Origin of the sequence: Burkholderia sp. BCC1972, from assembly GCF_905339605.1 — a bacterium.
GTDB lineage: Bacteria > Pseudomonadota > Gammaproteobacteria > Burkholderiales > Burkholderiaceae > Burkholderia.
Window position 1 is genome coordinate 156,002 of sequence record NZ_CAJPGH010000006.1, and the last position, 23,823, is coordinate 179,824.

The following is a 23,823-nucleotide window of genomic DNA, read 5'->3' on the forward strand; positions in this document are numbered from 1 at the left end:
AAAAGCCGGCGCGGATGCGCCGTCAGAGCGACAGAAGATAAATCCGATTCAATCTGCGAAAAACTACGCGAAGTTCCATATATAACGGACTAAAATTCCGCAATCACCCTGGCCGCGTGCGTCGTCGTACGCCCTTCGATTCGATGGAAAGATGGAAAACCTCACCGGCATCGTCGCGTTCGTCCGCACCGCCGAAGCGCTGAGCTTCGTCGCGGCCGGCCGCACGCTCGGCATCTCGGCATCGGCGGTCGGCAAGACGATCGCGAAACTCGAACAGTCGCTCGGCGTGCGCCTGTTCAACCGCACGACGCGCCGCGTCACATTGACCGAAGAGGGGCGGCACTTCTACGAACGCTGCCAGCGGATCCTCGAGGATTTCCGCGACGCGGAGGCGACCGTGACGGCGTCGGCGCAGCGCCCGCGCGGCAAGCTGCGCGTGAGCCTGCCGGTGATCGGCTACCGCTTCCTGCTGCCCGTGCTGCCCGAATTCCGGCAGCGCTACCCGGACGTCGAGCTCGATCTCGATTTCAACGACCGGATGGTCGACGTCGTCGAAGGCGGGTTCGACGCGGTGATCCGCAGCGGGCCGCTGTCGGATTCGAGCCTGATGTCGCGGCGGCTCGGCCCGTTCGCGTTCGTGCTGTGCGCGACGCCCGCGTATCTCGCGCAGGCCGGCACGCCGCGCACGCCGCGCGACCTCGAAGCGCACGACTGCGTGCGCTACTGCTTCCCGACCACCGGCAAGCTGCAGGACTGGGCGTTCGCCGCCGACGACGGCACGCCGCTGAAGCTGCGCACCGCGATGACCTGCAACAACATGGAAGCGCTGCGCGGCACCGTGCTCGCGGGGCTCGGCATCGGCTACATGCCCGACTTCCTCGCGCGCGACGCGCTCGAACAGGGTGCGCTCGTCACCGTGCTCGACGACTACCGGATCGCGCCGGGCCAGTTCTCGATCGTGTGGCCGTCGAGCCGGCAGTTGTCGCCGAAGCTGCGCGTGTTCGTCGATTTCCTGTGCGAGCGGCTGTTCAGGTAGTCACGCCGCCCCGATCCGCTCCGCTTCCACCGGCGGCAGCAGCGCGTCGCTGTCGTCCTTCAGCCCGACGCCCGTCAGCTGGAGCCTGCGCGCATGCGTCATCAGGTAATGCAGCTTGTGCGCGGCGGCCGCGTGCGACAGCCCTTCGGGCCGCACGTTCGAGATGCAGTTGCGCAGCGCATCGTGACAGCCGACTTTCGGCGCCCACGTCAGGTACACGCCGAGGCTGTCCGGCGAGCTGAGCCCCGGCCGTTCGCCGATCAGCATCGCGACGACCTTCGCGCGCAGCAGCTCGCCGATCTCGTCGCCGAGCGCGACGCGCGCCTGCGTCGCGACCACCACCGGGCCGATCCGCCAGCCGTCCGCCTCGAGCCGCGGCCGCACGGCCTGCAGCAGCGGCAGCGCCTGCTTCGCGGCCGCGAACGCCGACAGCCCGTCGCCGACCACGAACACGACGTCGGGCGCATCGTCGAGCGCCGCGCCGTAACCGGCGAGCAGCCCGCAGCTCTCGTCCGACAGCTTGCGGCCGAGATCGGGCCGGCGCAGGTAGTGGTCGCGGTCCGGCGCGGCGCTCTGCACGCGCAGCGTCGGCAGCAGGCCGGCCGCCTCGATCTCGCGCCGCAGCGCGTCCGCGTCGAGCGGCTGGTGCACGGCGTCGCGCGCCTGCGCGTGCGACAGGTTGAAGGCCAGCAGCGGCGCGGTCGGCAGGCTGTTGCCCGCGCGGCCGAGCGCGATCCGCGCGTTCGTGAACGACTTCAACTGGCCCCACGGATTCTTTTCGACGGCATCGCTCATGCTGACAACCCCATCCAGTCGTTCGCGCCGGCCAGAAGCGGCACGCGGGCCGACGCGGCGCGCAGCGCGCCGTGCGCGTCGGCGATCTCCATCGTCTCCAGCCACTCCTCGAATTCCGGTGCACGGCGCAGCCCGAGCACCTCGCGCACATAGAGCTGGTCGTGGAACGACGTGCTCTGGTAGTTCAGCATCACGTCGTCCGCGCCCGGAATCCCCATGATGAAGTTGATGCCGGCCGCGCCGAGCAGCGTCAGCAGCGTATCCATGTCGTCCTGGTCGGCTTCCGCATGGTTCGTGTAGCAGATGTCGCAGCCCATCGGCACGCCGAGCAGCTTCCCGCAGAAGTGATCCTCGAGCCCCGCGCGGATGATCTGCTTGCCGTCGTACAGGTACTCGGGGCCGATGAAGCCGACCACCGTGTTCACGAGGAACGGGTTGAACTTGCGCGCGACCGCATACGCGCGCACTTCGCAGGTCTGCTGGTCGACGCCGAAATGCGCGTTCGCCGACAGCGCGCTGCCCTGGCCGGTCTCGAAGTACATCAGGTTGTTGCCGACGGTGCCGCGCTTGAGCGACAACGCGGCCTCGTGCGCTTCGCCGAGCAGCGCGAGCGAGATGCCGAAGCTCGCGTTCGCCTTCTCGGTGCCCGCGATCGACTGGAACACGAGGTCGACCGGCGCGCCCTTCTCGATCGCGCCGATCGTGTTGGTCACGTGCGTGAGCACGCACGACTGCGTCGGCACGCCGTAGCGTTCGCGGAACCCGTCGATCATCGCGAGCAGCTTCATGATCGCCGCGAGGCTGTCGGTCGCCGGGTTGATGCCGATCATCGCGTCGCCGCAGCCGTACATCAGCCCGTCGAGCATCGATGCGGCGATGCCTTTCACGTCGTCGGTCGGGTGGTTCGGCTGCAGCCGGACCGACATCCGGCCGGCGAGCCCGACCGTGTTGCGAAAACGCGTGACCACGCGGCGCTTGCGCGCGGCCGCGATCAGGTCCTGGTTGCGCATCAGCTTCGACACGGCCGCGACCATCTCGGGCGTGAGGCCCGGCGCGATCCGTTCGAGCGCCGCGCCGTCGGCGGCGGGCGACAGCAGCCAGTTGCGGAAATCGCCGACGGTGAGGTGCGAGATTTCCGCGAACGCGTGCGCGTCGTGATCGTCGATGATCAGGCGCGTGACCTCGTCGTTTTCGTACGGAATCACCGCTTCGTTCAGGAACGCCTTCAGCGGCACGCCCGCGAGCGCGATCTTCGCGGCCACGCGCTCCTCCTCGCTCGCCGCCGCGACACCGGCGAGCTGGTCGCCGGAACGCAGCGGGCTCGCCTTCGCGAGCAGCGTCTTCAGGTCCGCGAAGCGGTACGTGCGCGGACCGATCGTCTCCGTGTAGGACATCGTTCGAATCTCCTTGCCAAAAGCCGACGGCGCGCCCGTTCGACAGGGCGCGCCGGATACCGTCAGAAACGGCCTGCCACTTTCGCCTTCACCTGCTCACTCCTCCAGCAGCGCGTCGCCCGGCGCACTCGCCCGCTGCGAACGCGTCGCGAGGAAGTACGCGTAGCCGACCGCGAGGAAGCCGACGAACACCAGCGCGACCAGCCCGTTGAAGTACACCATGGTCGCGAGACAGACGAGTGCCGCCAGGATCGCGAAGGCCGGGAAAATCGGGTACAGCGGCGCGCGGAACGGCCGCGCCATGTTCGGCTGCGAGCGGCGCAGCTTGAACAGCGACGCCATGCTCACGATATACATCACGATCGCACCGAATACCGACATCGTCACGATATTCGCGGTGAGCGTCTGCCCGCCGAACTGGATCAGCTCGTCGCTGTAGATCGCCGCGATGCCGACTACGCCGCCCGCGAGGATCGCGCGATGCGGCGTCTTGAAGCGCGGATGCACCTTGCCGAGCCATTCGGGCAGGTAGCCTTCGCGGGCCAGCGCGAAGATCTGGCGCGAATAACCGAGGATGATCCCGTGGAACGACGCGACGAGCCCGAACAGCCCGAGCCACACGAGCATGTGCATCCAGCCGCTGTTCGCGCCGACGATATACTTCATCGCCTGCGGCAGCGGATCGTTGATGTTCGCGAGCTTGGTCCAGTCGCCCGCGCCGCCGGCGAACACCATCACGCCGATCGCGAGCGCGACGAGGGTCAGGATCCCGGCCACGTAGGCGATCGGGATCGAGCGCTTCGGGTTCTTCGCTTCCTCGGCGGCCATCGCGACGCCTTCGATCGCGAGGAAGAACCAGATCGCGAACGGGATCGCCGCGAACATCCCGTGGAACGCGCCCATGCTGAAATGATCGGCGCCCGACCAGCCGCCCTTCATGAAGTTGCTCCACGCGAAGCCCGGCGACACGACGCCCATGAACACCAGCAGCTCGAAGATCGCGAACAGCGTGACGACGAGCTCGAAGGTCGCCGCGATCTGCACGCCGACGATGTTCAGCGCCATGAACACGAGATACGCGCCCATCGCCGCATGCTTCGGCTCGAGGCCCGGGAACTGCACGTGCAGGTACGCGCCGATCGCGAGCGCGATCGCGGGCGGCGCGAACACGAACTCGACGAGCGTCGCGGCGCCGGCGAGGTAGCCGCCGGTCGGACCGAACGCGCGGCGCGCATACGCAAACGGGCCGCCCGCGTGCGGGATCGACGTCGTCAGCTCGGTGAAACTGAAGATGAAGGTCGTGTACATCGCCGCGACGAACAGCGCGGTGATGACGAAACCCAGCGTGCCTGCGCTCGCCCAGCCGTAACTCCAGCCGAAGTATTCGCCGGAAATCACGAGGCCGACCGCGATGCCCCACAGTTGCCAGGTCCCGAGCGTCTGCTGCAGCGCGGGCTGGCCGGACTTTGCGCCGGCGGCGGGCCGGCCATTCGACTCTGCTTTCATCGGACTCTCCTCAAAGGCGCCGGGCTGCCGGCCCGCGCGACTGAGAATCGATGCTAGAGAGTCATTAAACGACGTGTTATCGAAATTCGGCAAAGATCGCGGCTGACGTTTCGCTTGCAGAAACGCCCGCCGAGCTCGTTGCGACGGCGATCCGGCCGCGCGACGCAGGCCGGATCGCCCGTGCTTACTGGCCGCCGCCGCGCTGGTTGAACCAGCGGTCGAGCAGCTTGCCGGCCGCCTCGCGGCCGCCGAGGCCGAACGACAACGCCACCGCCACCGCGATCGCGCCGAGCACGAGGCCGAACGCGAGCTGGACGATTTCGTTGGCAATCCCCATCGCCCGCAGCCCCATCGCGAACACGAGGCCGAGGATCGCGAATTGCGCGATGCGCGCGAACAGCACGCTGTGCTCACGGTCGGCCTGCTCGATCACGCGGCGCGCGAGGCCCGCGAGCCACACGCCGATCACGAGGATCACGCCGCCCATCAGCACGTGGCCGCCGAATTCGATGAACAGCGTGACGACGTCACGCACCTGCGAGAAGCCGAGCCGGTTCGCGGCTTCGACCGACGCGAACAGCATCGCGAAGAACACGATCAGCCGTGCGACCAGCACCGACGGCTGCAGGATCCCCGAGAACACGCGCTCGACGCCGAGCACGGCCGGCAGCCCGTCGACACCGGCCGCTTCGAGCAGCTTCTGCGCGAGCGATGCGACGAAGCGCGCGAAGTAGAACGTGACGAGCACGATCACGATCGCCGCGACGATGTCCGGCACCGCGCCGAGGAACTGGTTCAGCATGTTGGTCGCGGGAATCGAGATCGCCTCGATCTTCAGCGCGTCGAGCGCGGAGATCAGCGTCGGCACGAACACGAACACGTAGACGATCGTGCCGATCAGGCTCGACACGCGCACGGGCGTCGGGCTGTCGAGACGCTGCGTGAGGCGGTCGGCGCCGGCGGCGACGAGCAGGTTCGTCACGAGGCCGCGCAGCACGCGCGCGACGATCCAGCCGACGAAGCCGATCACCGCGGCCGCGAACAGGTTCGGCACGATCGCGAGCAGCTTGTCGACCATCCCCTGCACCGGCGACAGCAGGCCCGACAGCGCGAACGACGCGAGGATCGCCGGCAGGAACATCAGGATCACGAGCCAGAACAGCACGTCGCCGAGATAGCCGCTCATCGGCTGCATGCCGGCGCCTTCGGACAGCTTGTCGTCGATCTTGCTGGCCTTCAGCGCGCGGTTCGCGAGGCTGCGCAGCAGCGACGCGATCAGCCACGCGATCAGCGTCAGCGCCGCGCCGCCGATCAGGTTCGGCAGGTAGTTGACGATGTGCGTGACGAGCAGCGAGAACGGATTGGACACCGCGTACAGGTTGAGCACGTTGAAGATGCCCACCGCGGTGACGAGCAGCACGAGCCAGAACAGCCCGCCGGCGATGATGCGCTCGACGCACGCGCCCTGGCCGGTGCTGTCGGTGATCCGCTTGTCGACCTTCAGCGCGTTGAGCAGGCGCAGCGCGCCGGCCCGCACCACCACGGCGATCAGCCAGCCGATCACCAGGATGCCGATCGCGCCGGCGATCTTGGGCAGGTATCCGCCTAGCGTGGTCTGCAGCGACGTGATGAAGCTGGAAGCATCCATTTCTTCTTCTCCCGAAAAACGTGGTGTTGCGATTGGACATCGACGAACTACCTGCGTACTTCGAAAAGCGTGCTGCCCGGCTTGGGTGACCGGTTCGAGCAACTTACCCGAGAAAAATGACGCGATCACCCGATTTCACCGTCTTTAACTTTAGTCGTTGATCGCGGAGGGGCAAGACCCCATTTCGTGAAATTTTTAAAAGGGGCGGATTCATTCGCGGCGCGACATTTCCGCAAGATTTGTCCATTCGGCCCGTGCTACCGTGACGTCGGTTCCAGCCCGGACACGTCGATGACCCCAGCCGAAACGAAAACCGACCCGCCCGCGTGGGTCCGCTACGCGGCGAGCGTGGCGCGCGTCCACGCGTATATCAACGCGCATCTCGACGGCCCGCTCGACCTGAACCGGCTTGCCGAAGTCGCATGCCTGTCGCCGTATCACTGGCAGCGCGTCTACCGCGCGCTGTACGGCGAGTCGATCGTGCTGACGGTGCGGCGGATGCGGATCGTGCGGGCATCCGAGGATCTGGTCTGTACCGCGCGGCCGCTCGACGAGATCGCGCGGCGCGCGGGCTACGGTTCGACGCACGCGTTCGCGCGGGCGTTTCGCGACGCGTACGGCGTGCTGCCTGCGGAGCATCGCCGCACGGGCACCCACCGGCCGATTTATCCACTACAGCGAGGAGAGGAAGACATGTTCAAGCATGAAGTCGAAATCCGGCGCCTGCCGGAACTGCACGGCTACGCGGTGGCGCACACCGGCGCGTACATGAAGGTGGGCGATGCGTTCGGGCGGATCGGCGCGTGGGTCGCGCAGCACGGGCTGATCGGGCCGGGCGCGAAGATGATCGGGATTTTCTACGACGATCCGGACACGACGCCCGAAGCGCAGTTGCGCGCGAAGGCCTGCTTCATGCCGGCCGACGGCGCGCCGGACGTCGAGCCAGTGCCGCCGGTGGAGCGTGCGACGATCGCAGGCGGCGAGTACGCGGTGCTGCTGCATACGGGGCCGTATGCGGACCTGAAGACGGCCTACCAGTGGCTCTACGGCGACTGGCTGCATCACTCGGGCCGCGAGGCCGCCGACGCGCCGCCGTTCGAGCTGTACCTCAATACGCCGATGGACACGGCGCCAGCGGACCTGCTCACCGAAATTCACCTGCCGTTGCGCTGAGCGAAGGGCCGCTGCGGCCGCCCTGAAACGAAACGCGCCGGCTTGCGCCCATGCGCAGCCGGCGCGAATGAGCGCCATGCTTGTTACGTCGCCTGCGTCCCGCACCCGGGACAGAAGCGTGCGTCGGCCGCCAGCGCCGTGTGGCAGCGGCTGCAGGCCCGGCTGCGTTGCGCGGCGCCGCACTGCGCGCAGAACCGCGCATCGGCGGCATTGAGCGCGCCGCAGCCCGCACACGCAAGCTGGCTCAGCGGCACGTTGCCGCCCTGCCCGCCGTTGGCCGCATCGGCCGGTGCCTGCCAGCCCCAGCCGTGGCGATCGCGGCCGCGCGCATCGTGACCGCCGAGCCCGTCTCCGCGCTGCCCGCCGTGATGCCCGCCTCCGCCACCGTGGCCACCGTTCCCGCTGCTGCCATGCCCGTTGCCATGGCCGCCCAGGATCCGTTTCAGAAAGCTCATCGCCCGCTCCTCAACGCGCGGCCCGCGTGCCGCCGACCGCCCCGGAGGACGACAGCAGCCGCAAGCCGTTGGCCACGACGATCAGGCTCGCGCCCGCGTCGGCGAAGACCGCCATCCACATCGTGCCGAGCCCCGCGACCGTGAGGCCGAGGAACACGACCTTCACGCCGAGCGCGAAGCCGATGTTCTGCACCAGCACGCGGTGCGCCGCGCGCGACAGCCGCACGAACGCGGGGATCTTGCGCAGGTCGTCGTCCATCAGCGCGACGTCGGCCGTCTCGATCGCCGTGTCGGTGCCCATCGCGCCCATCGCGAAACCGATGTCGGATCGGGCCAGCGCCGGTGCATCGTTGATCCCGTCGCCGACCATCCCGACCGCGCCCGCACCGCCGGCCGACAGCTCCTCGACCGCCGCGAGCTTGTCTTCCGGCAACTGGTTGCCGCGTGCGTCGTCGATGCCGGCCTGCTGCGCGATCGCCTGCGCGGTATGCGGGTTGTCGCCCGTCAGCATCGCGGTGCGGATGCCGAGCGCGTGCAGATCGGCGATCGCCTCACGGCTCGTGTCCTTGATCGTGTCGGCCACCGCAAAGATGCCGAGCACGCGCGCTTCGCCGACCAGCACCACGACGCTCTTGCCCTGCCGCTCCAGCGCGTCGAGCTTCGCTTCGAGCGCCGTCGAGCAGCGCTCGAGCTCCTCGACGAGCCGGTGGTTGCCGAGCCAGTAGCGCGTGCCGTCGATCGTGCCGCGCACGCCGCGCCCGACGATCGCTTCGAAGTCCTGTACATCGGCGAATGCCGTCGTGCCGGCGTCGCGTGCCGCGGCAGCGATCGCCTGCGACACCGGGTGATCGGAGCGCGCCGCGAGGCTCGCGCCGAGATGCCGCACGCGCGCCGCATCGGCGTCGTCCGCATGCACGTCGAAATCGGTCTGCACCGGCTTGCCGTGCGTGATCGTGCCGGTCTTGTCGAGCGCGAGCCACGCGAGCTTGCGCCCTTCTTCCAGGTAGACGCCGCCCTTCACGAGAATCCCGCGCCGCGCGGCAGCCGCGAGACCCGACACGATCGTCACCGGCGTCGAGATCACCAGCGCGCACGGGCACGCGATCACGAGCAGCACGAGCGCGCGGTAGATCCAGTCGTGCCACGCGCCGCCCATCGCGATCGGCGGCACCACCGCGACCAGCAACGCGACCGCGAACACGATCGGCGTGTAGACGCGCGCGAACTGGTCGACGAAGCGTTGCGTCGGCGCCTTCGCGCCCTGTGCCTCCTCGACCGCGTGGATGATCCGTGCGAGCGTCGAGTTGGCCGCGACGGCCGTCACGCGGTATTCGAACGAGCCCGATTCGTTGATCGTGCCCGCGTACACGGCGTCGCCGGTCGTCTTTTCGACGGGCAGGCTCTCGCCGGTGATCGGCGCCTGGTTGACCGTCGAGCGGCCCGCGACGACGTCGCCATCGAGCCCGATCCGCTCACCCGGCTTCACGCGGACGACCGCGCCGAGCGCAACCTGCGCGGCCTCGATCGTGCGCCACGAGCCGTCGGCCTGCCGCACGGTCGCGGTATCCGGCGCGAGTTGCATCAGGCCCTGGATCGCATTGCGCGCGCGGTCGAGCGACTTTGCCTCGATCAGCTCGGCGATCGTGAACAGCACCATCACCATCGCGGCTTCCGGCCACTGGCCGATCGCCATCGCGCCCGTCACCGCGATGCTCATCAGCGCGTTGATGTTCAGGTTGCCGTTGCGGATCGCGATCCAGCCCTTCTTGTACGTGGTGAGCCCGCATGCGAGCACCGCGGCGAGCGCGAGCGCCGCCGACAGCCACACCGGCAGCCCGGCCCACGTCGCGCCCTCGGACGCGATCGCGGCGACGCCGGCCAGCGCCAGCGGCCACCACGGCTTCGCGGGCGCGTCGGCGGCGCGCGCCGCCGGCGCGCCGGCCGCCGCGGCTTCGGGCGTCATCCCGAGCGTGCGGATCGCGCTTTCGATTGCCGGCTGCGCGCCGGGCACGTGGTCGACGGTCAGCATCCGCTGCATCAGGTTGAATTCGAGCGCCGACACTTCGTTCATCCCGCCGAGCTTCTTGCGGATCAGCGTTTCCTCGGTCGGGCAGTCCATCTGCATGATCCGAAACGCCGAGCGCACGTGACCCGATGCGGTCGCCTGCGCGACCGGCAGCGGCGCGAGCGTCAGCGCCGCAGGCGCGCAGCAGTCGCCGGCCGCGTGGTCGTGGTCGTGGTCGTGGTCGTGGTCGTGGTCGTGACCGGCATGGTCGTGCGAGCACGCGGCGCCGTGCACATGCGCATCGCCGTGAGAATGATCGTGGTCGTAGCCATGACCGGCTTCGTCGTGCGCGGCAAGATCGTGCGAGCCTGCAGCACCGCGCCGATGCGCGTCGCCGTGCGAATGATCGTGGCTGCGCGCTCCAGCCTCGCCGTGCGCGCGCTCGCGGGCCGCCGGCACCGCGTCGGCAACGGTCGCCGTCTGCGTGTCGCGCGGGTCGGCGCAGCACGTATCGGCGCCGCCGGCATGACGGTGTCGTGGGTCGTGGAGACGCTGGGCGTCGGTCATGACAACCTCCTTTTGTGGCTTGACGGTGTAGAGTTAACACCCTGAAGCCACTACAAGGTCAACCCTTACACGGGAGAAAGGCATGAAGATTGGCGAACTGGCCAAAGCGGCCCGCTGCACGCCCGAGACGATCCGTTTCTACGAGAAAGAGGGTCTGATGCCGGATGCGGAGCGCACCGACTCGAACTACCGCAACTACACCGACGTGCACGTCGAGCGGCTGCGCTTCATCCGCAACTGCCGCGCGCTCGACATGGCGCACGACGAAATCCGCGCGCTGCTGCAGCTTACCGACACGCCGGCCGACCGCTGCGATTCGATCAATTCGCTGCTCGACGACCACATCGGGCACGTCGATGCGCGCCTCGCGGAACTCACGCATCTGCGCGACCAGCTCTCCGAATTGCGCCGCCAGTGCGTCGGCGAACATTCGGTCGAGGATTGCGGGATCGTGCATGGTCTCGCGACGATGGAAACCGTCGCGCCGGCCGCGAAGCGCTCGCACCTCGGCTGAAACCCTTGCGGAATAAGATAGTCTGGCTGAGAATGGTTATATTCTTACTAGGTATTCAATAACTATTCATGTCTACGAGTCGCCCGTCCCCGCTTGCGCTGGCCGTCCTCGCGACGCTCACCGAAACGCCGATGCATCCGTACGGGATGCTGCAGCAACTGAAGGCCCGCGGATACGACGAAGTCGTCAACGTGCGGCAGCGCACGAGCCTCTACCAGACGATCGACCGGCTGCTGCGCGACGGGCTGATCGCCGTGCACGACACCGAGCGCGACGGCGCGTTTCCGGAACGCACGCTGTATGCGCTCACCGAAGCCGGGCACACGGCGGGGCAGGCGTGGCTGCACGCGCTGCTCGCGGAGCCCGCGCGTGAATTCCCGGTGTTCGGCGCCGGCCTCGCCTTCCTGCCGCTGCTCGACGCCGAAGATGCGCGCCGCCAGCTCGAACAGCGGATCGCGCGGCTCGACGCCGAACGCGAACGGCTGGAAGCGCTGCGCGCCACCGCGCAGGCCGACCAGGTGCCGCGCCTGTTCCTGCTGCAGAACGAACATGCGCTGGTGCTGCTCAATGCGGAGCTCGATTGGGCACGCAGCGTCGTCGAACACCTGAAGATCGGCGCGCTGCGCTGGGTGGACGGCTGATGGTTCACGCAGGCCGATTCCCGTCCGTGACGGGAGTCGCTGCCGTCAAAGTACCTTGCCGGGATTGAGGATGCCGTGCGGGTCCAGCGCGGCCTTCAGGCGCCGCATCAGCCCGATTTCCGCGTCGCTGCGAGTGTGCGCGAGATAAGGACGCTTGAGCGCGCCGATCCCGTGCTCGGCCGACACCGAGCCGCCCATGTCGCGCACCACCTCGTACACGCAGTGATCGAGCGTATCGACGTCCGCGTCGGCCATCGCGGCCAGCGACACGCCGATATGCACGTTGCCGTCGCCCACATGGCCGAAGAACAGGCACACGACGTCCGGCCAGCGCGCCCGCAGTGCTGCTTCGCAACGTTCGGCGAACGCGCCGAGTTCACCCGTCGGCAAACTCACGTCGAAGTTGACGAGGTGCGGCAATGCATCGATCGCGAGGCCTTCGCGCAGCGTCCAAAGATCGCGCGCCTGCCGCTCCGACGTCGCGAGCACCGCGTCGTCCACCAGCCCTGCGTCGAACCCCGCCGCGAGGCCCGTTTCCAGCGCCTGGTGCGCATCGCCGCCCGGCGCGCTCGTCGCGCATTCGATCAGCACCGCGAAGCCGTCGTCGCCGACGAACGGCGCCGTGACGCCCGGCGTATGACGCGCGACGTAGTCGTAGAACGCCGGCCACATCGCTTCGAAGCTGACGACTTCCGGCAACGTGCGCACGCGGTTCCACAGCGCGACCGCCGCGTCGTAATCGCGCACGCGGCAAAGCGCCGTGGCCGGCGCGGCGAGCAGCGGATGCAGCCGCAACACCGCGCGCGTGACGACGCCGAGCGTCCCCTCGCTGCCGATGAACAGCTGCTTCAGGTCGTAGCCCGCGTTGTTCTTCAGCATCCGGTTCATCGACGATACGACCGTGCCGTCCGCGAGCACCGCTTCGAGCCCGAGCACCTGCTCGCGCATCATCCCGTAGCGGATCGCGCGCGTGCCGCCCGCATTGGTCGCGAGCATGCCGCCGATCTGGCACGAGCCGCGCGCCCCGAGGTCGACGCCGAACGTGAAGCCCGCCGCTTCCGCTGCTTCCTGCACCGTCTGCAGCGGCGTCCCCGCCCGCACGGTCATCGTGCCTGCCGCCGCATCGATCGCCTCGATACCCGCAAAGCGCTCCATCGACAGCACGACCTCGCCGCCGAGCGCGACCGCGCCGCGCGCGAGCCCGGTCAGCCCGCCCTGCGGCACGACCGGCTGCCCGAGCCGCGCGCACAGCGCGAGCGTGCGCGACACGTCGTCGACGCTGCGCGGGCGCACCAGCGCGCGCGGCCGCACGCCGGCCGGCTCGTTGTACGCGGTGAAGTAACGCGGATCGATGTCGGCGGAACGCGTGACGAGCACGTCGCCCAGTTCGGCGACGAGCACGGCGTCGAGCGCCTCGCCCGACAGCGGCACGTCGCGCGGTTCTCCGCCCGCGGCCGCCGTATCCCGGTTCTGCATCGCGCGGTTCCGCTTACTTGGTCGAGATGTCGATATCGCCGAAATACTTCAGGCCGAGCGTCTTCACCGTGCCGTCCGCCTTCAGCTTGTCGATCGCCGCGTCGAGCTTCGCCTTCAGCGCGTCGTCGCCCTTGCGCAGGCCGAATGCGATGCCGCTGCCGAGGATCTTGTCGTCGTGCACGGGCTGGCCGACGAACGAGAAGCCCTTGCCGTCCGGGCGCGACAGGAAGCCGCGCTGGCCCGACGGCGCGAGCACGAGCGTCGCGTCGAGGCGGCCCGCGACGAGGTCCGCATACGCCTGGTTCTGGTCCTGGTAAGCGACGACCGCGACGCCGGCCGGTTCCCAGTGCGCCTTCGCGAAGGTTTCCTGGATCGACGCCTGCAGCACGCCGACGCGCTTGCCCTTCAGCGATTCGGGCGTCGGCAGCAGCCCGCTGCCGGTGCGCGCGATCAGCTGGGTCGGCACGCGGTAGATGATCGTCGTGAAGTCGATCGCCTGGCGGCGCTGCTCGGTCGCGTTCATCGCCGAATTGATCGCGTCGAACTTGCGGCCCTTCAGCGCCGGAATCAGCCCGTCGAACGACGTCTCGACCCATTTGCACGACAGCTTCGCCGTCTGGCAGACGGCATTGCCGACGTCGATGTCGAAGCCCTGCAGGTCGCCGTTCGGCGCTTTCGATTCGAACGGCGGGTATTGCGCTTCGAGGCCGAAACGCAGCGTCTGCGCGTCGGCGAGCGCCGCGCCGGAGCCGATTGCGCATGCGAGCGCAAACGCGAGTTTCAGGGTAGCCGTGTGCTTCATCGTGATCTCCTGTGACTGGTCGATGCGACGTGCCCGTCGCTGGTTTCTTAAAGCGAACGCAGCCGCCGCGCGCCTTCGACCAGCGTCGCGTCGTCCTTCGAAAAACTGAGCCGGATCACGCCGGCATCGGTGCCGTCGGTATAGAACGCCGACAGCGGGATCGTCGCGACCCGCGCGTCGCGGATCACGCGCAGCACGAAATCGCTGTCGCTTTCGTCCGAGAAGTGCCGGAAGCGCGCGAGCATGAAGAACGAGCCTTCGCTCGGCAGCAGCTCGAAACGCGCGTCGGCCAGCTCGCGCGCGAGCAGGTCGCGCTTGGCCTGGTAGAACGCCGACAGGCCGAGATAGCTGTCCGGCCGCGCGAGGATCTCCGCGAACGCAAACTGCATCGGCGTATCGGCCGAGAACACCATGAACTGGTGCACCTTGCGGATCTCGTCCATCAATTCGGCCGGCGCGAGGCAATGACCGACCCGCCAGCCGGTCACGTGAAACGACTTGCCGAACGACGACACGATCACGCTGCGCTCGGCCAGCTCGCGGTGGCGCGCGACGCTCTGGTGCTGCGCGCCGTCGAACACGACGTGCTCGTAGACTTCGTCGGACAGCACGACGATGCCCGTGTCGCGCGTGAGCTGCGCGAGCCGCTCGAGATCGTCGGCCGAGAACACGGTCGCGGTCGGGTTGTGCGGCGTGTTGACGATGATCATCCGCGTGCGCGGCGTGATCGCGGCCGCCACTTCATCCCAGTTCACGCGGAAATGCTCGGGCGACAGCTTGATCGCGACCGGCGTCGCGCCCTGCAGCCGCACGATCGGCGCATAGCTGTCGAACGACGGCTCGAAATAGATCACTTCGTCGCCCGGATGCACGAGCGCGCTGATCGCCGCATAGAGCCCTTCGCTCGCGCTCGCGATCACCGTGATCTCGGTTTCCGGGTCGTAGCGCGCGCCGTACAGCGCTTCCGTCTTCTCGGCGAGCCGCTCGCGCAGCGCCATCACGCCGGCCATCGGCGCGTACTGGTTGTGGCCGTCGCGCATCGCACGCGCGACGCCTTCGACGAGCGCCGGATCGGGCGCGAAATTCGGCGCGCCCTGCGACAGGTTCAACGCATCGTGCTGGGCAGCCAGCTGGCCGATCACCGTGAAGATCGTCGTTCCGACGTCGGGCAGTTTCGAACGGGGCGCGGTGGCGCTTCGCATGACTTCTCCTTCTGATGTCCTTCCCGCAGGCCTGCGCGGCGTGCGCAGCCCTGCATCTGCCGCATGATTTAGCCCGAGCCAATATCGGCGGACAATCGAAAGTTCGTCATGGAGCCCATGCATTTTTCTCATGGCTCATGGGGAGAAGTGCGGAACGGAACGGCTGGCCGGCGGGCCCGACATGCGAATCAGGCATTTCCCTTAGGGCGTGTTCACGCCCTGGGGGCGCTACGCATCGGCCGCCGCCAGGTACGCGAGCAGCACGGCCCGCAGTTCGCGGCGTTGCACCGCGAAATCGAGTGCGGGCCCGAGCGTCAGCAACGCCTGCGACAGGCCGCCGTAGCAGACCGCGTGGGCCATGCGCGCGAGCCCGTCGAGCCGCCCGGCCGGCGGCGGATCGGCCGCATGGGCCAGCGCGTCGCGCCACAGCGCGACATACGCGTCGTAATGCCGGCGGTACGCGGCAAGCGGCGACACCTGCCGCTCCAGCACGAACAGCGCCCCCCACAGCGCCGCATCGGCGGCGATCGCGTCGACCTGCAGGTCGACGAGCGCGGCCGCGAGTTCGGCCCGCGGCACGCCACGCAAACGCTCGACCGCATCGCGCAGCCGGTCGGCCAGCGCCAGCACGCGGCGGTGGATGCAGAGCGCCGCAAGGCTCTGCTTGTCGCCGAAATACTCGTAGAACGTGCCGATGCTGACGCCTGCGACGGCCGCGATCTCGCGGATCGTCGCCTTCGCGTAGCCGCGTTCGAGCAAAAGCTGAACGAACGCCTGCTGCAGCGCATCGGAACTCGCCTGCGCGCGCGACTGGCGCGGCCGGCGGCGCAACGCGGGCGCGGGTTGCGCCGCCGGCTGGCCGGGCGGCGCCGGAACCTGAACATGTCGCGGCGGCATATTTGCTACTCTGAAATCAGCAGGGAACACGTTTTTCCGGGCGCCGGAACCCGCGCCGAAGCGCCTTCCGTGCGGCGTGACGCCGGCGGCCCGCGAAGCATGAGACCGGAGACACCCCCGATGACCGAAGCGACTCACGCCGTCACGAACCAGTTCGACGAACTCGTCGACTATAACCTCTTCGCGACGGATCTCGCGCTGCGCGACGCGCTCGCCCGGGCAGGCGCCGACTGGGCCGTGCCGCAGCTCGACGCGTACGGCGCGCGGCTCGGCAGCGCCGACACCGCGCAGCTCGCCGACCAAGCGAACCGCCACCCGCCGGAGCTCGACGCGTTCGACCGGCGCGGCCGGCGCATCGACCGCGTCGACTTCCATCCGGCCTGGCACGCGCTGCTCGGCCAGTACCGCCGCGAAGGCTTCGTGTCGCTCGCGTTCCGGGACACGCGCCGCGGCCGCTGGGCCGCGACCGCCGCCGGCTTCTACCTGCACGGCCAGATCGAGGCCGGCACGCTGTGCCCGGCCACGATGACGCAGGCCGCCATCCCCGTGCTGCAGAAGGAGCCCGCGCTGTGGGACCTGCTGCGCGACAAGCTCTACAGCGACGACTACGATCCGCGCGACGTGCCGGTCGCCGACAAGCGCTCGATCTGGTTCGGCATGGGCATGACCGAGAAACAGGGCGGCTCCGACGTGCGCGCGAACACGACGCTCGCCACGCCCGTCGGCGCGGGCGGGCGCGGCGGCGAATACCGGCTGCGCGGCCACAAGTGGTTCTTCTCCGCGCCGATGTGCGACGCGCACCTCGTCGTCGCGCGCACCGAAGCCGGCAGCCCGTCGTGCTTCTACGTGCCGCGCTGGCGGCCGGACGGCACGAAGAACGCGGTCGAGATCCAGCGGCTGAAGAACAAGGTCGGCAACCGCAGCAACGCCAGCAGCGAAATCGAGCTGAACGACGCGTGGGGCATCATGCTCGGCGACGAAGGCCGCGGCATTCCGACCATCATCGAGATGGCCACCCACACGCGGCTGAACTGCGTGCTCGGCAGCGCGGCGATGCTGCGCCAGGGCGTCGTCCAGGCGATCGCGTACACGCGCCAGCGCCACGCGTTCGGCCGCGCGCTCGCCGAGCAGCCGCTGATGCGCACCGTGCTCGCCGATCTCGCGCTCGAAAGCGAAGCCGCGCTGTCGCTCGCGATGCGTCTCGCCGACGCGTTCGAACGCGACGACTCGCCGCTCGAACGTGCGTGGAAGCGGATCGTCACGCCCGCCGCGAAATTCTGGGTCTGCAAGCGCGCGGTCGAGCTGACCGGCGAAGTAATGGAAGTGTTCGGCGGCAACGGCTACGTCGACGACGGCCCGATCGCTCGGCTGTTCCGCGAGGCGCCCGTCAACTCGATCTGGGAAGGCTCGGGCAACGTGATGTGCCTCGACGTGCTGCGTGCGGTGTCGCGCGAACCCGACGCGGCCGCCGCGCTGTTCGACGAACTCGCCGACGTCGGCGCCGGCGAGCCGCGCATCCGCGCGGCGCTCGACGCGTTGCGCGCGATGCTCGCCGCGCCGGCCGACACGCTCGAAGCGTCGGGCCGCGTGTTCGCGCAGCGGCTCGCGCTCGTCGCGCAGGCGTGCCTGCTGCGCCGCGATGCGCCGGCCGCCGTCGCCGACGCATTCGTCGCGACACGGCTCGCCGCGCCCGACTGGGGCCGCATCGCGGGCGGCTTCGAGCCGCACGCGATCGCCGTCGCCGCGCTGCTGCAGCGCGCGTACCCGGCCTGACCTGCACCGCCTCCCGCCTCGCCCGGAGCCCCGATGAACCTCGTCGCCGCCCTCGACCGCGCCGCCCGTGCGACGCCCGACAAGCCGTTCCTCGTCAGCGAATCCGCGACGATTACGTATGCCGCCGCGCGCGAGCGCTCGCACCGCGCGGCGGCCGTGTTGAGCGCGCTCGGCGTCGCGGCCGGCGACCGCGTCGCCGCGATGTGCTTCAACACGCCGGCCTTCGTCGACCTGATGTTCGGCGCGTGGCGGCTCGGCGCGGCGTTCGTGCCGATCAACCACAAGCTGCAGGCGCCGGAAGTCGACTACGTGCTCGAACACAGCCGCTGCAAGGCGCTGCTGTTCGACGTGGCGCTCGCACCGGTGGTCGAGCGCCTCGTGCATCCGGCGCGGCGGCTCGTGACCGAGGGCGAGCTCGACGGCGTGCCGAACTTCGACACGATGTGCGCGACGCGGGACGGCCTCGCGGGCATCGAGCCGGCCGACGGCGACATCGCGCAGATCCTCTATACGTCCGGCACGACGGGCCGCCCGAAGGGCTGCATGCACAGCCATCGCGCCGTGACGCTCGCGGCGATGCAGGCCGCGCTCGCGACCGGCATCGGCCGCAACGAGCGCACGCTGATGGCGATGCCGATCTGGCATTCGTCGCCGCTGAACAACTGGTTCGGCGGCACGCTGTTCGCGGGCGGCACCGTCGTGCTGCTGCGCGAATACCATCCGCTGCGTTTCCTGCAGACCATCGAGCGTGAACGCGTGACGATGTATTTCGGCGCACCCGTGTCGTACACGCTGCCGCTCGACACGATCGACGGCTTCGGCGCGTTTGACCTGTCGAGCGTGCGCGCGTGGCTGTACGGCGGCGGCCCGATCGGCGCCGCGCAGGCCGAACGGCTCGCCCGCGCGTATCGCAGCGACGCGTTCTTCCAGGTGTACGGCATGACCGAGACGGGACCGGCCGGCACGACGCTGTATCCGGACGAGCAGATCGCGAAGGCCGGTTCGATCGGCCGCCAGGGCGGACCGGGCGTCGACCTCCGTGTCGTGCGGATGGACGGCATCGACGCGCAGCCGGGTGAAACCGGCGAAATCTGGCTGAAGGCCGACTGCATGATGCTCGGCTATCTCGACGACGCGGCCGCGACGCGCGCGGCGTTCACGCCGGACGGCTGGTATCGCACCGGCGACATCGCGCGAATCGATGAGGATGGCTACCTGTTCATCGTCGACCGGCTGAAGGACATGATCGTCTCGGGCGGCGAGAACATCTATTCGAAGGAAGTGGAGGACGTGCTCGGCGCGCACCCGGACATCGCGGAGGCGGCCGTCGTCGGCGTTCCGCATCCCGACTGGGGCGAGACGGTCGTCGCACACGTCGTGCTGCGTGCGAACGCCGCGCCCGACGCGGATGCGCTGCGCGCGTTCTGCGGCGAGCGGCTTGCGGCATACAAGGTTCCGCGCGAGTTCACGTTCGCGCAGGCGCTGCCGCGCACGCCGACCGGCAAGCTGCAGAAGTTCCTGCTGCGGGTGCGGGCGGGCTGAGCATCCGCGATTGAGCCGGCGCATTCGCACACGCGCGGTCAGTGCAAAAGGCAGAACGGAACAAGTAATAGAAGTTGCCAGCGCTGAATCATATTCGTCCGATTGATCGACGTTTCTTATCTGGAATAGCGTCTCAAGGTAGCCATTCCATTTACTGAGACAGAGAAGCCGGATGAAAAACGAACTCGAAGCACCGACCCATTTTTTTGCCACCGTTGGCGCACTCACGGAACGCGGTGGACGTGTCACGACTGCAACCAGCGGCCTGACCCTGGCTGGATTGGAAGTCGCCCGCGTTGGCGACGTAGTGACTTATAACGACGGCAGCGAGGCCGCGATAATCGACGGCGCGGGAAACAACCATAGCGGCGGCAAGCCGTTCGCGTTGGTCGGCAGCCGGTTGAGCAACGGTGATCGCATTACCGAAACGCTGCGCACCTCATGCGGCATTCATGTGCGAGACGGGCAAAGCGTTGCGGGCCTGTTCGATCCGACCTATGTGCCGCCGCCGGCGCCGCCCGCCTACAGATTGGCGGTATGTGGCGCGACAACAGCGCGCGGCGGTGCATTGCGCGAGCCGTCCGGCACGTGGGAAGTGGCGCCGCACTTGGGCAAGGCTGCCACGGTGGGCGACCTGATCCACTATCCGGACGGTTCAACCGCGCGCGTTACGAGCGGCCTGGGTTTGACCGACGCGCCCGACTTCGCGCCGCTCGCATTCGTGGGCAGCCAACTCGATAACGGCGACACGATCACCGATAGTCCCGAGCGACAAGGCGTAGCGTCGTCCGTCGTGTTTAGCGTCGTCACCCGCTCGCCCATGCCCCGCTGAGGTAGCGTCCATGATCCGCTACTTTCTTGCCAAAGGCGACCGCGCCGGGGAAGCGGTGATTGTCGAAGGCCTCGACACCGTGACCTGTTCCAATCCGCCGCCGAGGGTTCATATCGCCACGCTGGATATGAAGACCTACTGTTCGGCCTGCAAGCGTGAAGGGTACATCGCACCGCAAGGGCCGCGCTGGCCAGGTACGGGCCCGAACGGCAAACAATGGGCATTGAGCGGGGATATCAATGTCTGCGGATGCAACCCACCGCCGGTCTTCTACGCTGAGCGCGGCATGCGGATGATTTTTACTGCGGGCGAAATTTCGACGCTGGATGGGCGCAAACCTGGTGCAGCCCATTTGCCGTTTGCCTTATCGGATGCCGCACATGACGAGCAATTTACCTTGCTCGATGATGCACACCGTCCGCTCGCCAACGTTCGCTATCGAATCGTCACCGACACCGGGCAGATCTTCGCAGGCACCACGGACGTGGCCGGGCAAACAGATCGAATTGCCACCGACGCCGCAGCATCTCTGAAAATCTATACGAAGGGGCATTGACGCGATGAGCGGTTTTTCGGGAAATAAATACGACTTCGAAGTTCAGGAAAACGAAGAATGGGTCCTCGTCCATTCGGGGGCCGTCACCAATACCAATCCGGGGTCCATGGTCTATATATCAATCAACACGATGCCAATTTGCCCCAACATGAGTAACAAGGCATTCAGATCCCTAATAATGCGACTACGGGACACCGCGGTGATATTAATTGAGGAGCGCATATCGGATCTGGCGCGATGGGATAAAATTGCCCGAGATAGAGTGCAATTCTGGTTTGGCCGAAGCGACGAAGCGATACGTCAAAAACTAAGTTTCGGCCTCCCCAGGCTCGCTGCGGCTATGTGCGAACTACAGCCCGAGAAGATCATCAGATGGGACGAACAAAGCCAGCGGCAACTTACATGCTCAGTGGCCCCTGATACTGGCGCAAATGACGCGGCTGTATGCAAGCCCGATTCGGCACGTCGGATAATCGCGATCTACCCGCATTTCTGCACTGTCGAGGATGTTTACGTTGCGGGAAACTGTAAATTGAAAATTCTCATTCACGAATGTTCCCATTACATTGACACATTCGACGCGGACGACGTCAACTATGGGTTTGCTCGAGGGATCGGGTATTGGGCACAAGCCAATCCAGAAGGTGCACATAGAAATGCAGACAGCATTGCATGCTACATCGCGCACTTTGATGACATAAGTGAATTCTTAAGAAAGAATATTTGGTGATTGAATGATAAAATTTCTGATTCCCGTTGCTGCGCTTGCTGGTGCCGTTTTCATTCAACACGCAAGCGCTTGCACGATATCGGAAAACATGCTCGAAAGCGTGCCTCTGAATTATCCCGGTATTCCAAATGCATATCGAATAAAGATAGTGGATATGGTTTTGGCTGCACGTCAATGGCGCGATGTTGAAGTGCAGGCGCAAATCATCGCCAGCGCATATGTCGGCGAACGCAACCCCTTGAATCTGGCAAAGTCAAGAGGTGCCCAGCTGAAAGACTTCCTGATACAGCTTGGCATCAAGCCTCAATCTATCTATGTTGATACGCACGTCAATCGAATTACATACCCAATCGATAGCACCGGCCATGGAGGATACTTGCAGATCGGCGTGAGTCTTCTGCCTTTCTGCAAAAATGGATGTGAAAATTTATGCGACGCTCCGGCGTCTCGCCGACAACAAAACTCACCAAATAATAAACTATGAAATTAATTGCTGGCCTAAGCGTCGTCGCGTCTAGTCATGCATCTGCGTGTGTCGCAAGCGAAAATTTCGATATCCATTTTCCGAAAGAAAGTTCATATGTATCGAATTCTGAAATCGTCCGCACTGCAAACTGGGCAGCAGACCAGAAAATCGCCTACGCGCGTCACGTAACCAAGGAAACAACGCTGATTAGCGGCCATGCCGAGGAAAGCGAACAGAGCGCACTGCCCCTTGCGCAATCGCGAATGCAAACCGCGTATGCGCTGCTGGAGCAACTCGGTTTTTTACGCGGAACCATTAAGACGAGCGCCCGCGTCTATTCGCATGGGGACGTGGATAATGGGCGGCGTGTGGAAATTTCCTTCCTGCCCGATTGCCCCAACAAGTGCTGTGCAGATAAGTAACCTCGCACTGCCGCCAGTCGCATCGATGAGGCATTGACGTACACACGCGGCGCCCCCGTCAGAACATACCCAAACCGTTGAATCATCGCCGGCAAGAGCCGTATGTACTACCTGGCCGTGCACCGCCAAAGAAAAAGCCACCCGGCCCGACGGCCCGGTGGCTTTTTCGCATGATCGACGGGGCAGCGACATGCGCCGCCGCCCGCGCCTCACATCACATCAAGCTGCTTACTTCCCGCCGATGCTCTTCAGCGGCTTCCACTCGCCCTTCTCGACCTTGTACATCGTGATGCCGCCGTTCTTCAGGTCGCCCTTCGCGTCATACGCGACGTGCGTCGACGTCACGCCCGCCATGTCGGTCTTCGCGAGCACCGGCAGGTACTTCGCCGGATCGGTCGAATCGGCCTTCTTCATCGCGTTCAGCAGCGCCATCGCGCCGTCGTACGCGTACGGCGAGTACGTCTGCACGTCTTCGCCGAAGCGCTTCTTGTACTTGTCGGCGTAGGTCTTGCCGCCCGGCATTTCTTCCAGCGGGAGGCCGGCCAGCGAAGCGATCGTGCCGTCGGCCGCGTTGCCCGCGATCTTCAGGAACGTCGGCGTCTTCACCATTTCGCCGCTCATCAGCGGTGCGGTGAAGCCCAGCGCCTTCATCTGCTTGACCATCGGCGCTGCCTGCGAATCCGCGCCGCCGTAGTAGACCATGTCCGGCTTCGCAGCCTTCAGCTTGGTCAGAATGGCCTTGAAGTCGACAGCCTTGTCGTTCGTGAATTCACGGTCGACGATCGTCGCACCGCCCGCCTTCGCGGCCTTCTCGAACTGGTCGGCAAGACCCTGGCCATAGGCCGTGCGGTCGTCGACGATCGCGATCTTCTTCATGCCGAGATCCTTCGATGCGAACGTGCCGGCCACCGAGCCCTGCTGCGTGTCGGACGTCATCATGCGGAAGGTCGTCTTGTAGCCCTGCTGCGTGTATTCCGGTGCCGTCGCCATCGCGATTTCCGGAATGCCCGCATTCGCGTAGATGCGCGAGGCGGGAATCGTCGTGCCCGAGTTGAAGTGGCCGAGCATGCCCTTGATGCCGTCGTCGACGAGCTTCTGTGCGACCGTCGTGCCCGTGCGCGGGTCAGCCTGGTCGTCCTGCGTGCTCAGCACGAACTTCACCGGCTTGCCGCCGATCTTCGGGTTGGTCGCGTTGAAGTCCTCCAGCGCGAGCACGATCCCGTTCTGCATATCCTTGCCGTAGTGCGCCTGCGCGCCCGTCATCGGCCCTGCGTAACCGATCTTCACGTCATCCGCATGGGCCGTCCCCGCCAGCGACATGACCGCGACGAACGTCGCGCCTGCCAGCTTTTTCATCGTGTGTTGCATAGCATCTCCTTGGTACCAGGGTA

Annotated in this window: 22 protein-coding genes; 11 read left to right on the forward strand and 11 right to left on the reverse strand. The window is 66.8% G+C overall.

Annotated features, from left to right (window positions below; all coding sequences use genetic code 11):
• Positions 1 to 151: 151 nt before the first annotated feature.
• A complete protein-coding gene (locus tag U5798_RS11985) occupies positions 152 to 1,036 on the forward strand; it encodes a LysR family transcriptional regulator (protein WP_124454679.1) in 885 nt (294 codons plus the stop codon).
• Here the strand turns inward: U5798_RS11985 and eutC are convergent, their stop codons facing one another.
• From eutC to U5798_RS12005, 4 genes are all read right to left on the reverse strand, one after another.
• On the reverse strand, positions 1,037 to 1,831 hold the full coding sequence (eutC, locus tag U5798_RS11990; RefSeq protein ID WP_124454675.1) for an ethanolamine ammonia-lyase subunit EutC: 795 nt from the start codon (positions 1,829 to 1,831) through the stop codon (positions 1,037 to 1,039).
• On the reverse strand, positions 1,828 to 3,225 hold the full coding sequence (locus U5798_RS11995) for an ethanolamine ammonia-lyase subunit EutB (RefSeq protein WP_124454673.1): 1,398 nt from the start codon (positions 3,223 to 3,225) through the stop codon (positions 1,828 to 1,830). Before U5798_RS11995 ends, eutC begins: the two co-directional genes overlap by 4 nt.
• Positions 3,226 to 3,321: 96 nt before the next feature.
• A complete protein-coding gene (gene eat, locus U5798_RS12000) occupies positions 3,322 to 4,731 on the reverse strand; it encodes an ethanolamine permease (RefSeq protein ID WP_124454671.1) in 1,410 nt (469 codons plus the stop codon).
• Between the two features lie 184 nt (positions 4,732 to 4,915).
• Positions 4,916 to 6,379, reverse strand: a complete 1,464-nt coding sequence (locus tag U5798_RS12005; protein ID WP_124454669.1) for a mechanosensitive ion channel — start codon at positions 6,377 to 6,379, stop codon at positions 4,916 to 4,918.
• Positions 6,380 to 6,670: 291 nt separating this feature from the next.
• On the opposite strand from U5798_RS12005, the gene U5798_RS12010 reads away from it, so the two are divergent.
• Positions 6,671 to 7,552, forward strand: a complete 882-nt coding sequence (locus U5798_RS12010) for an AraC family transcriptional regulator (protein ID WP_322082140.1) — start codon at positions 6,671 to 6,673, stop codon at positions 7,550 to 7,552.
• 83 nt (positions 7,553 to 7,635) lie between these two features.
• Here the strand turns inward: U5798_RS12010 and U5798_RS12015 are convergent, their stop codons facing one another.
• Together U5798_RS12015 and U5798_RS12020 are read right to left on the reverse strand one after the other, a co-directional pair.
• The gene (locus tag U5798_RS12015; protein ID WP_322082141.1) at positions 7,636 to 8,007 is read right to left on the reverse strand and encodes a zinc ribbon domain-containing protein; all 372 of its coding nucleotides are present in this window, start codon (positions 8,005 to 8,007) and stop codon (positions 7,636 to 7,638) included.
• A gap of 10 nt (positions 8,008 to 8,017) precedes the next feature.
• Positions 8,018 to 10,579 (reverse strand): heavy metal translocating P-type ATPase, encoded by a 2,562-nt coding sequence (locus tag U5798_RS12020; protein WP_322082142.1) that lies wholly within the window; start codon positions 10,577 to 10,579, stop codon positions 8,018 to 8,020.
• 82 nt (positions 10,580 to 10,661) lie between these two features.
• On the opposite strand from U5798_RS12020, the gene cadR reads away from it, so the two are divergent.
• Together cadR and U5798_RS12030 are read left to right on the forward strand one after the other, a co-directional pair.
• Positions 10,662 to 11,093, forward strand: coding sequence for a Cd(II)/Pb(II)-responsive transcriptional regulator (gene cadR / locus U5798_RS12025; protein ID WP_128844787.1), 432 nt, complete (start codon positions 10,662 to 10,664; stop codon positions 11,091 to 11,093).
• 68 nt (positions 11,094 to 11,161) lie between these two features.
• Positions 11,162 to 11,734, forward strand: a complete 573-nt coding sequence (locus U5798_RS12030; RefSeq protein WP_322082143.1) for a PadR family transcriptional regulator — start codon at positions 11,162 to 11,164, stop codon at positions 11,732 to 11,734.
• A gap of 45 nt (positions 11,735 to 11,779) precedes the next feature.
• Here the strand turns inward: U5798_RS12030 and U5798_RS12035 are convergent, their stop codons facing one another.
• The 4 genes from U5798_RS12035 to U5798_RS12050 all read right to left on the reverse strand — a co-directional run bounded on the left by U5798_RS12035 (position 11,780) and on the right by U5798_RS12050 (position 16,111).
• A complete protein-coding gene (locus U5798_RS12035) occupies positions 11,780 to 13,210 on the reverse strand; it encodes an FAD-binding oxidoreductase (protein ID WP_322082144.1) in 1,431 nt (476 codons plus the stop codon).
• A 13-nt stretch (positions 13,211 to 13,223) separates the two neighbouring features.
• Entirely contained in the window at positions 13,224 to 14,012 is a 789-nt protein-coding gene (locus U5798_RS12040) for an ABC transporter substrate-binding protein (protein WP_124454655.1), read from the reverse strand.
• Positions 14,013 to 14,059: 47 nt separating this feature from the next.
• Positions 14,060 to 15,214, reverse strand: a complete 1,155-nt coding sequence (locus U5798_RS12045; RefSeq protein ID WP_124454653.1) for a pyridoxal phosphate-dependent aminotransferase — start codon at positions 15,212 to 15,214, stop codon at positions 14,060 to 14,062.
• Between the two features lie 228 nt (positions 15,215 to 15,442).
• Positions 15,443 to 16,111: a TetR/AcrR family transcriptional regulator gene (locus U5798_RS12050; protein ID WP_322082145.1), complete on the reverse strand. Its 669-nt coding sequence runs from the start codon at positions 16,109 to 16,111 to the stop codon at positions 15,443 to 15,445.
• 120 nt (positions 16,112 to 16,231) lie between these two features.
• Here U5798_RS12050 and U5798_RS12055 point away from each other — a divergent pair, with 120 nt between their 5' ends.
• The 7 genes from U5798_RS12055 (at position 16,232) to U5798_RS12085 (ending at position 22,432) form a co-directional block, all read left to right on the forward strand.
• Positions 16,232 to 17,884 (forward strand): acyl-CoA dehydrogenase family protein, encoded by a 1,653-nt coding sequence (locus U5798_RS12055; RefSeq protein ID WP_322082146.1) that lies wholly within the window; start codon positions 16,232 to 16,234, stop codon positions 17,882 to 17,884.
• 33 nt (positions 17,885 to 17,917) lie between these two features.
• Positions 17,918 to 19,426, forward strand: a complete 1,509-nt coding sequence (locus tag U5798_RS12060; RefSeq protein WP_322082147.1) for a class I adenylate-forming enzyme family protein — start codon at positions 17,918 to 17,920, stop codon at positions 19,424 to 19,426.
• Positions 19,427 to 19,598: 172 nt separating this feature from the next.
• A complete protein-coding gene (locus U5798_RS12065; RefSeq protein WP_322082148.1) occupies positions 19,599 to 20,258 on the forward strand; it encodes a PAAR domain-containing protein in 660 nt (219 codons plus the stop codon).
• A 10-nt stretch (positions 20,259 to 20,268) separates the two neighbouring features.
• Complete coding sequence (locus U5798_RS12070; protein ID WP_322082149.1) at positions 20,269 to 20,814, forward strand: hypothetical protein; 546 nt, start codon at positions 20,269 to 20,271, stop codon at positions 20,812 to 20,814.
• A 4-nt stretch (positions 20,815 to 20,818) separates the two neighbouring features.
• Positions 20,819 to 21,544 carry a M35 family metallo-endopeptidase gene (locus U5798_RS12075; protein WP_322082150.1) on the forward strand — a complete coding sequence of 242 codons (726 nt, stop codon included), beginning with the start codon at positions 20,819 to 20,821 and terminating at the stop codon, positions 21,542 to 21,544.
• 4 nt (positions 21,545 to 21,548) lie between these two features.
• A complete protein-coding gene (locus tag U5798_RS12080) occupies positions 21,549 to 22,028 on the forward strand; it encodes a hypothetical protein (protein ID WP_322082151.1) in 480 nt (159 codons plus the stop codon).
• Complete coding sequence (locus U5798_RS12085) at positions 22,025 to 22,432, forward strand: hypothetical protein (RefSeq protein WP_322082152.1); 408 nt, start codon at positions 22,025 to 22,027, stop codon at positions 22,430 to 22,432. The genes U5798_RS12080 and U5798_RS12085 overlap by 4 nt, the downstream gene beginning before the upstream one ends.
• 228 nt (positions 22,433 to 22,660) lie before the next feature.
• Here the strand turns inward: U5798_RS12085 and U5798_RS12090 are convergent, their stop codons facing one another.
• Complete coding sequence (locus U5798_RS12090) at positions 22,661 to 23,800, reverse strand: branched-chain amino acid ABC transporter substrate-binding protein (RefSeq protein WP_124454643.1); 1,140 nt, start codon at positions 23,798 to 23,800, stop codon at positions 22,661 to 22,663.
• Positions 23,801 to 23,823: the final 23 nt, after the last annotated feature.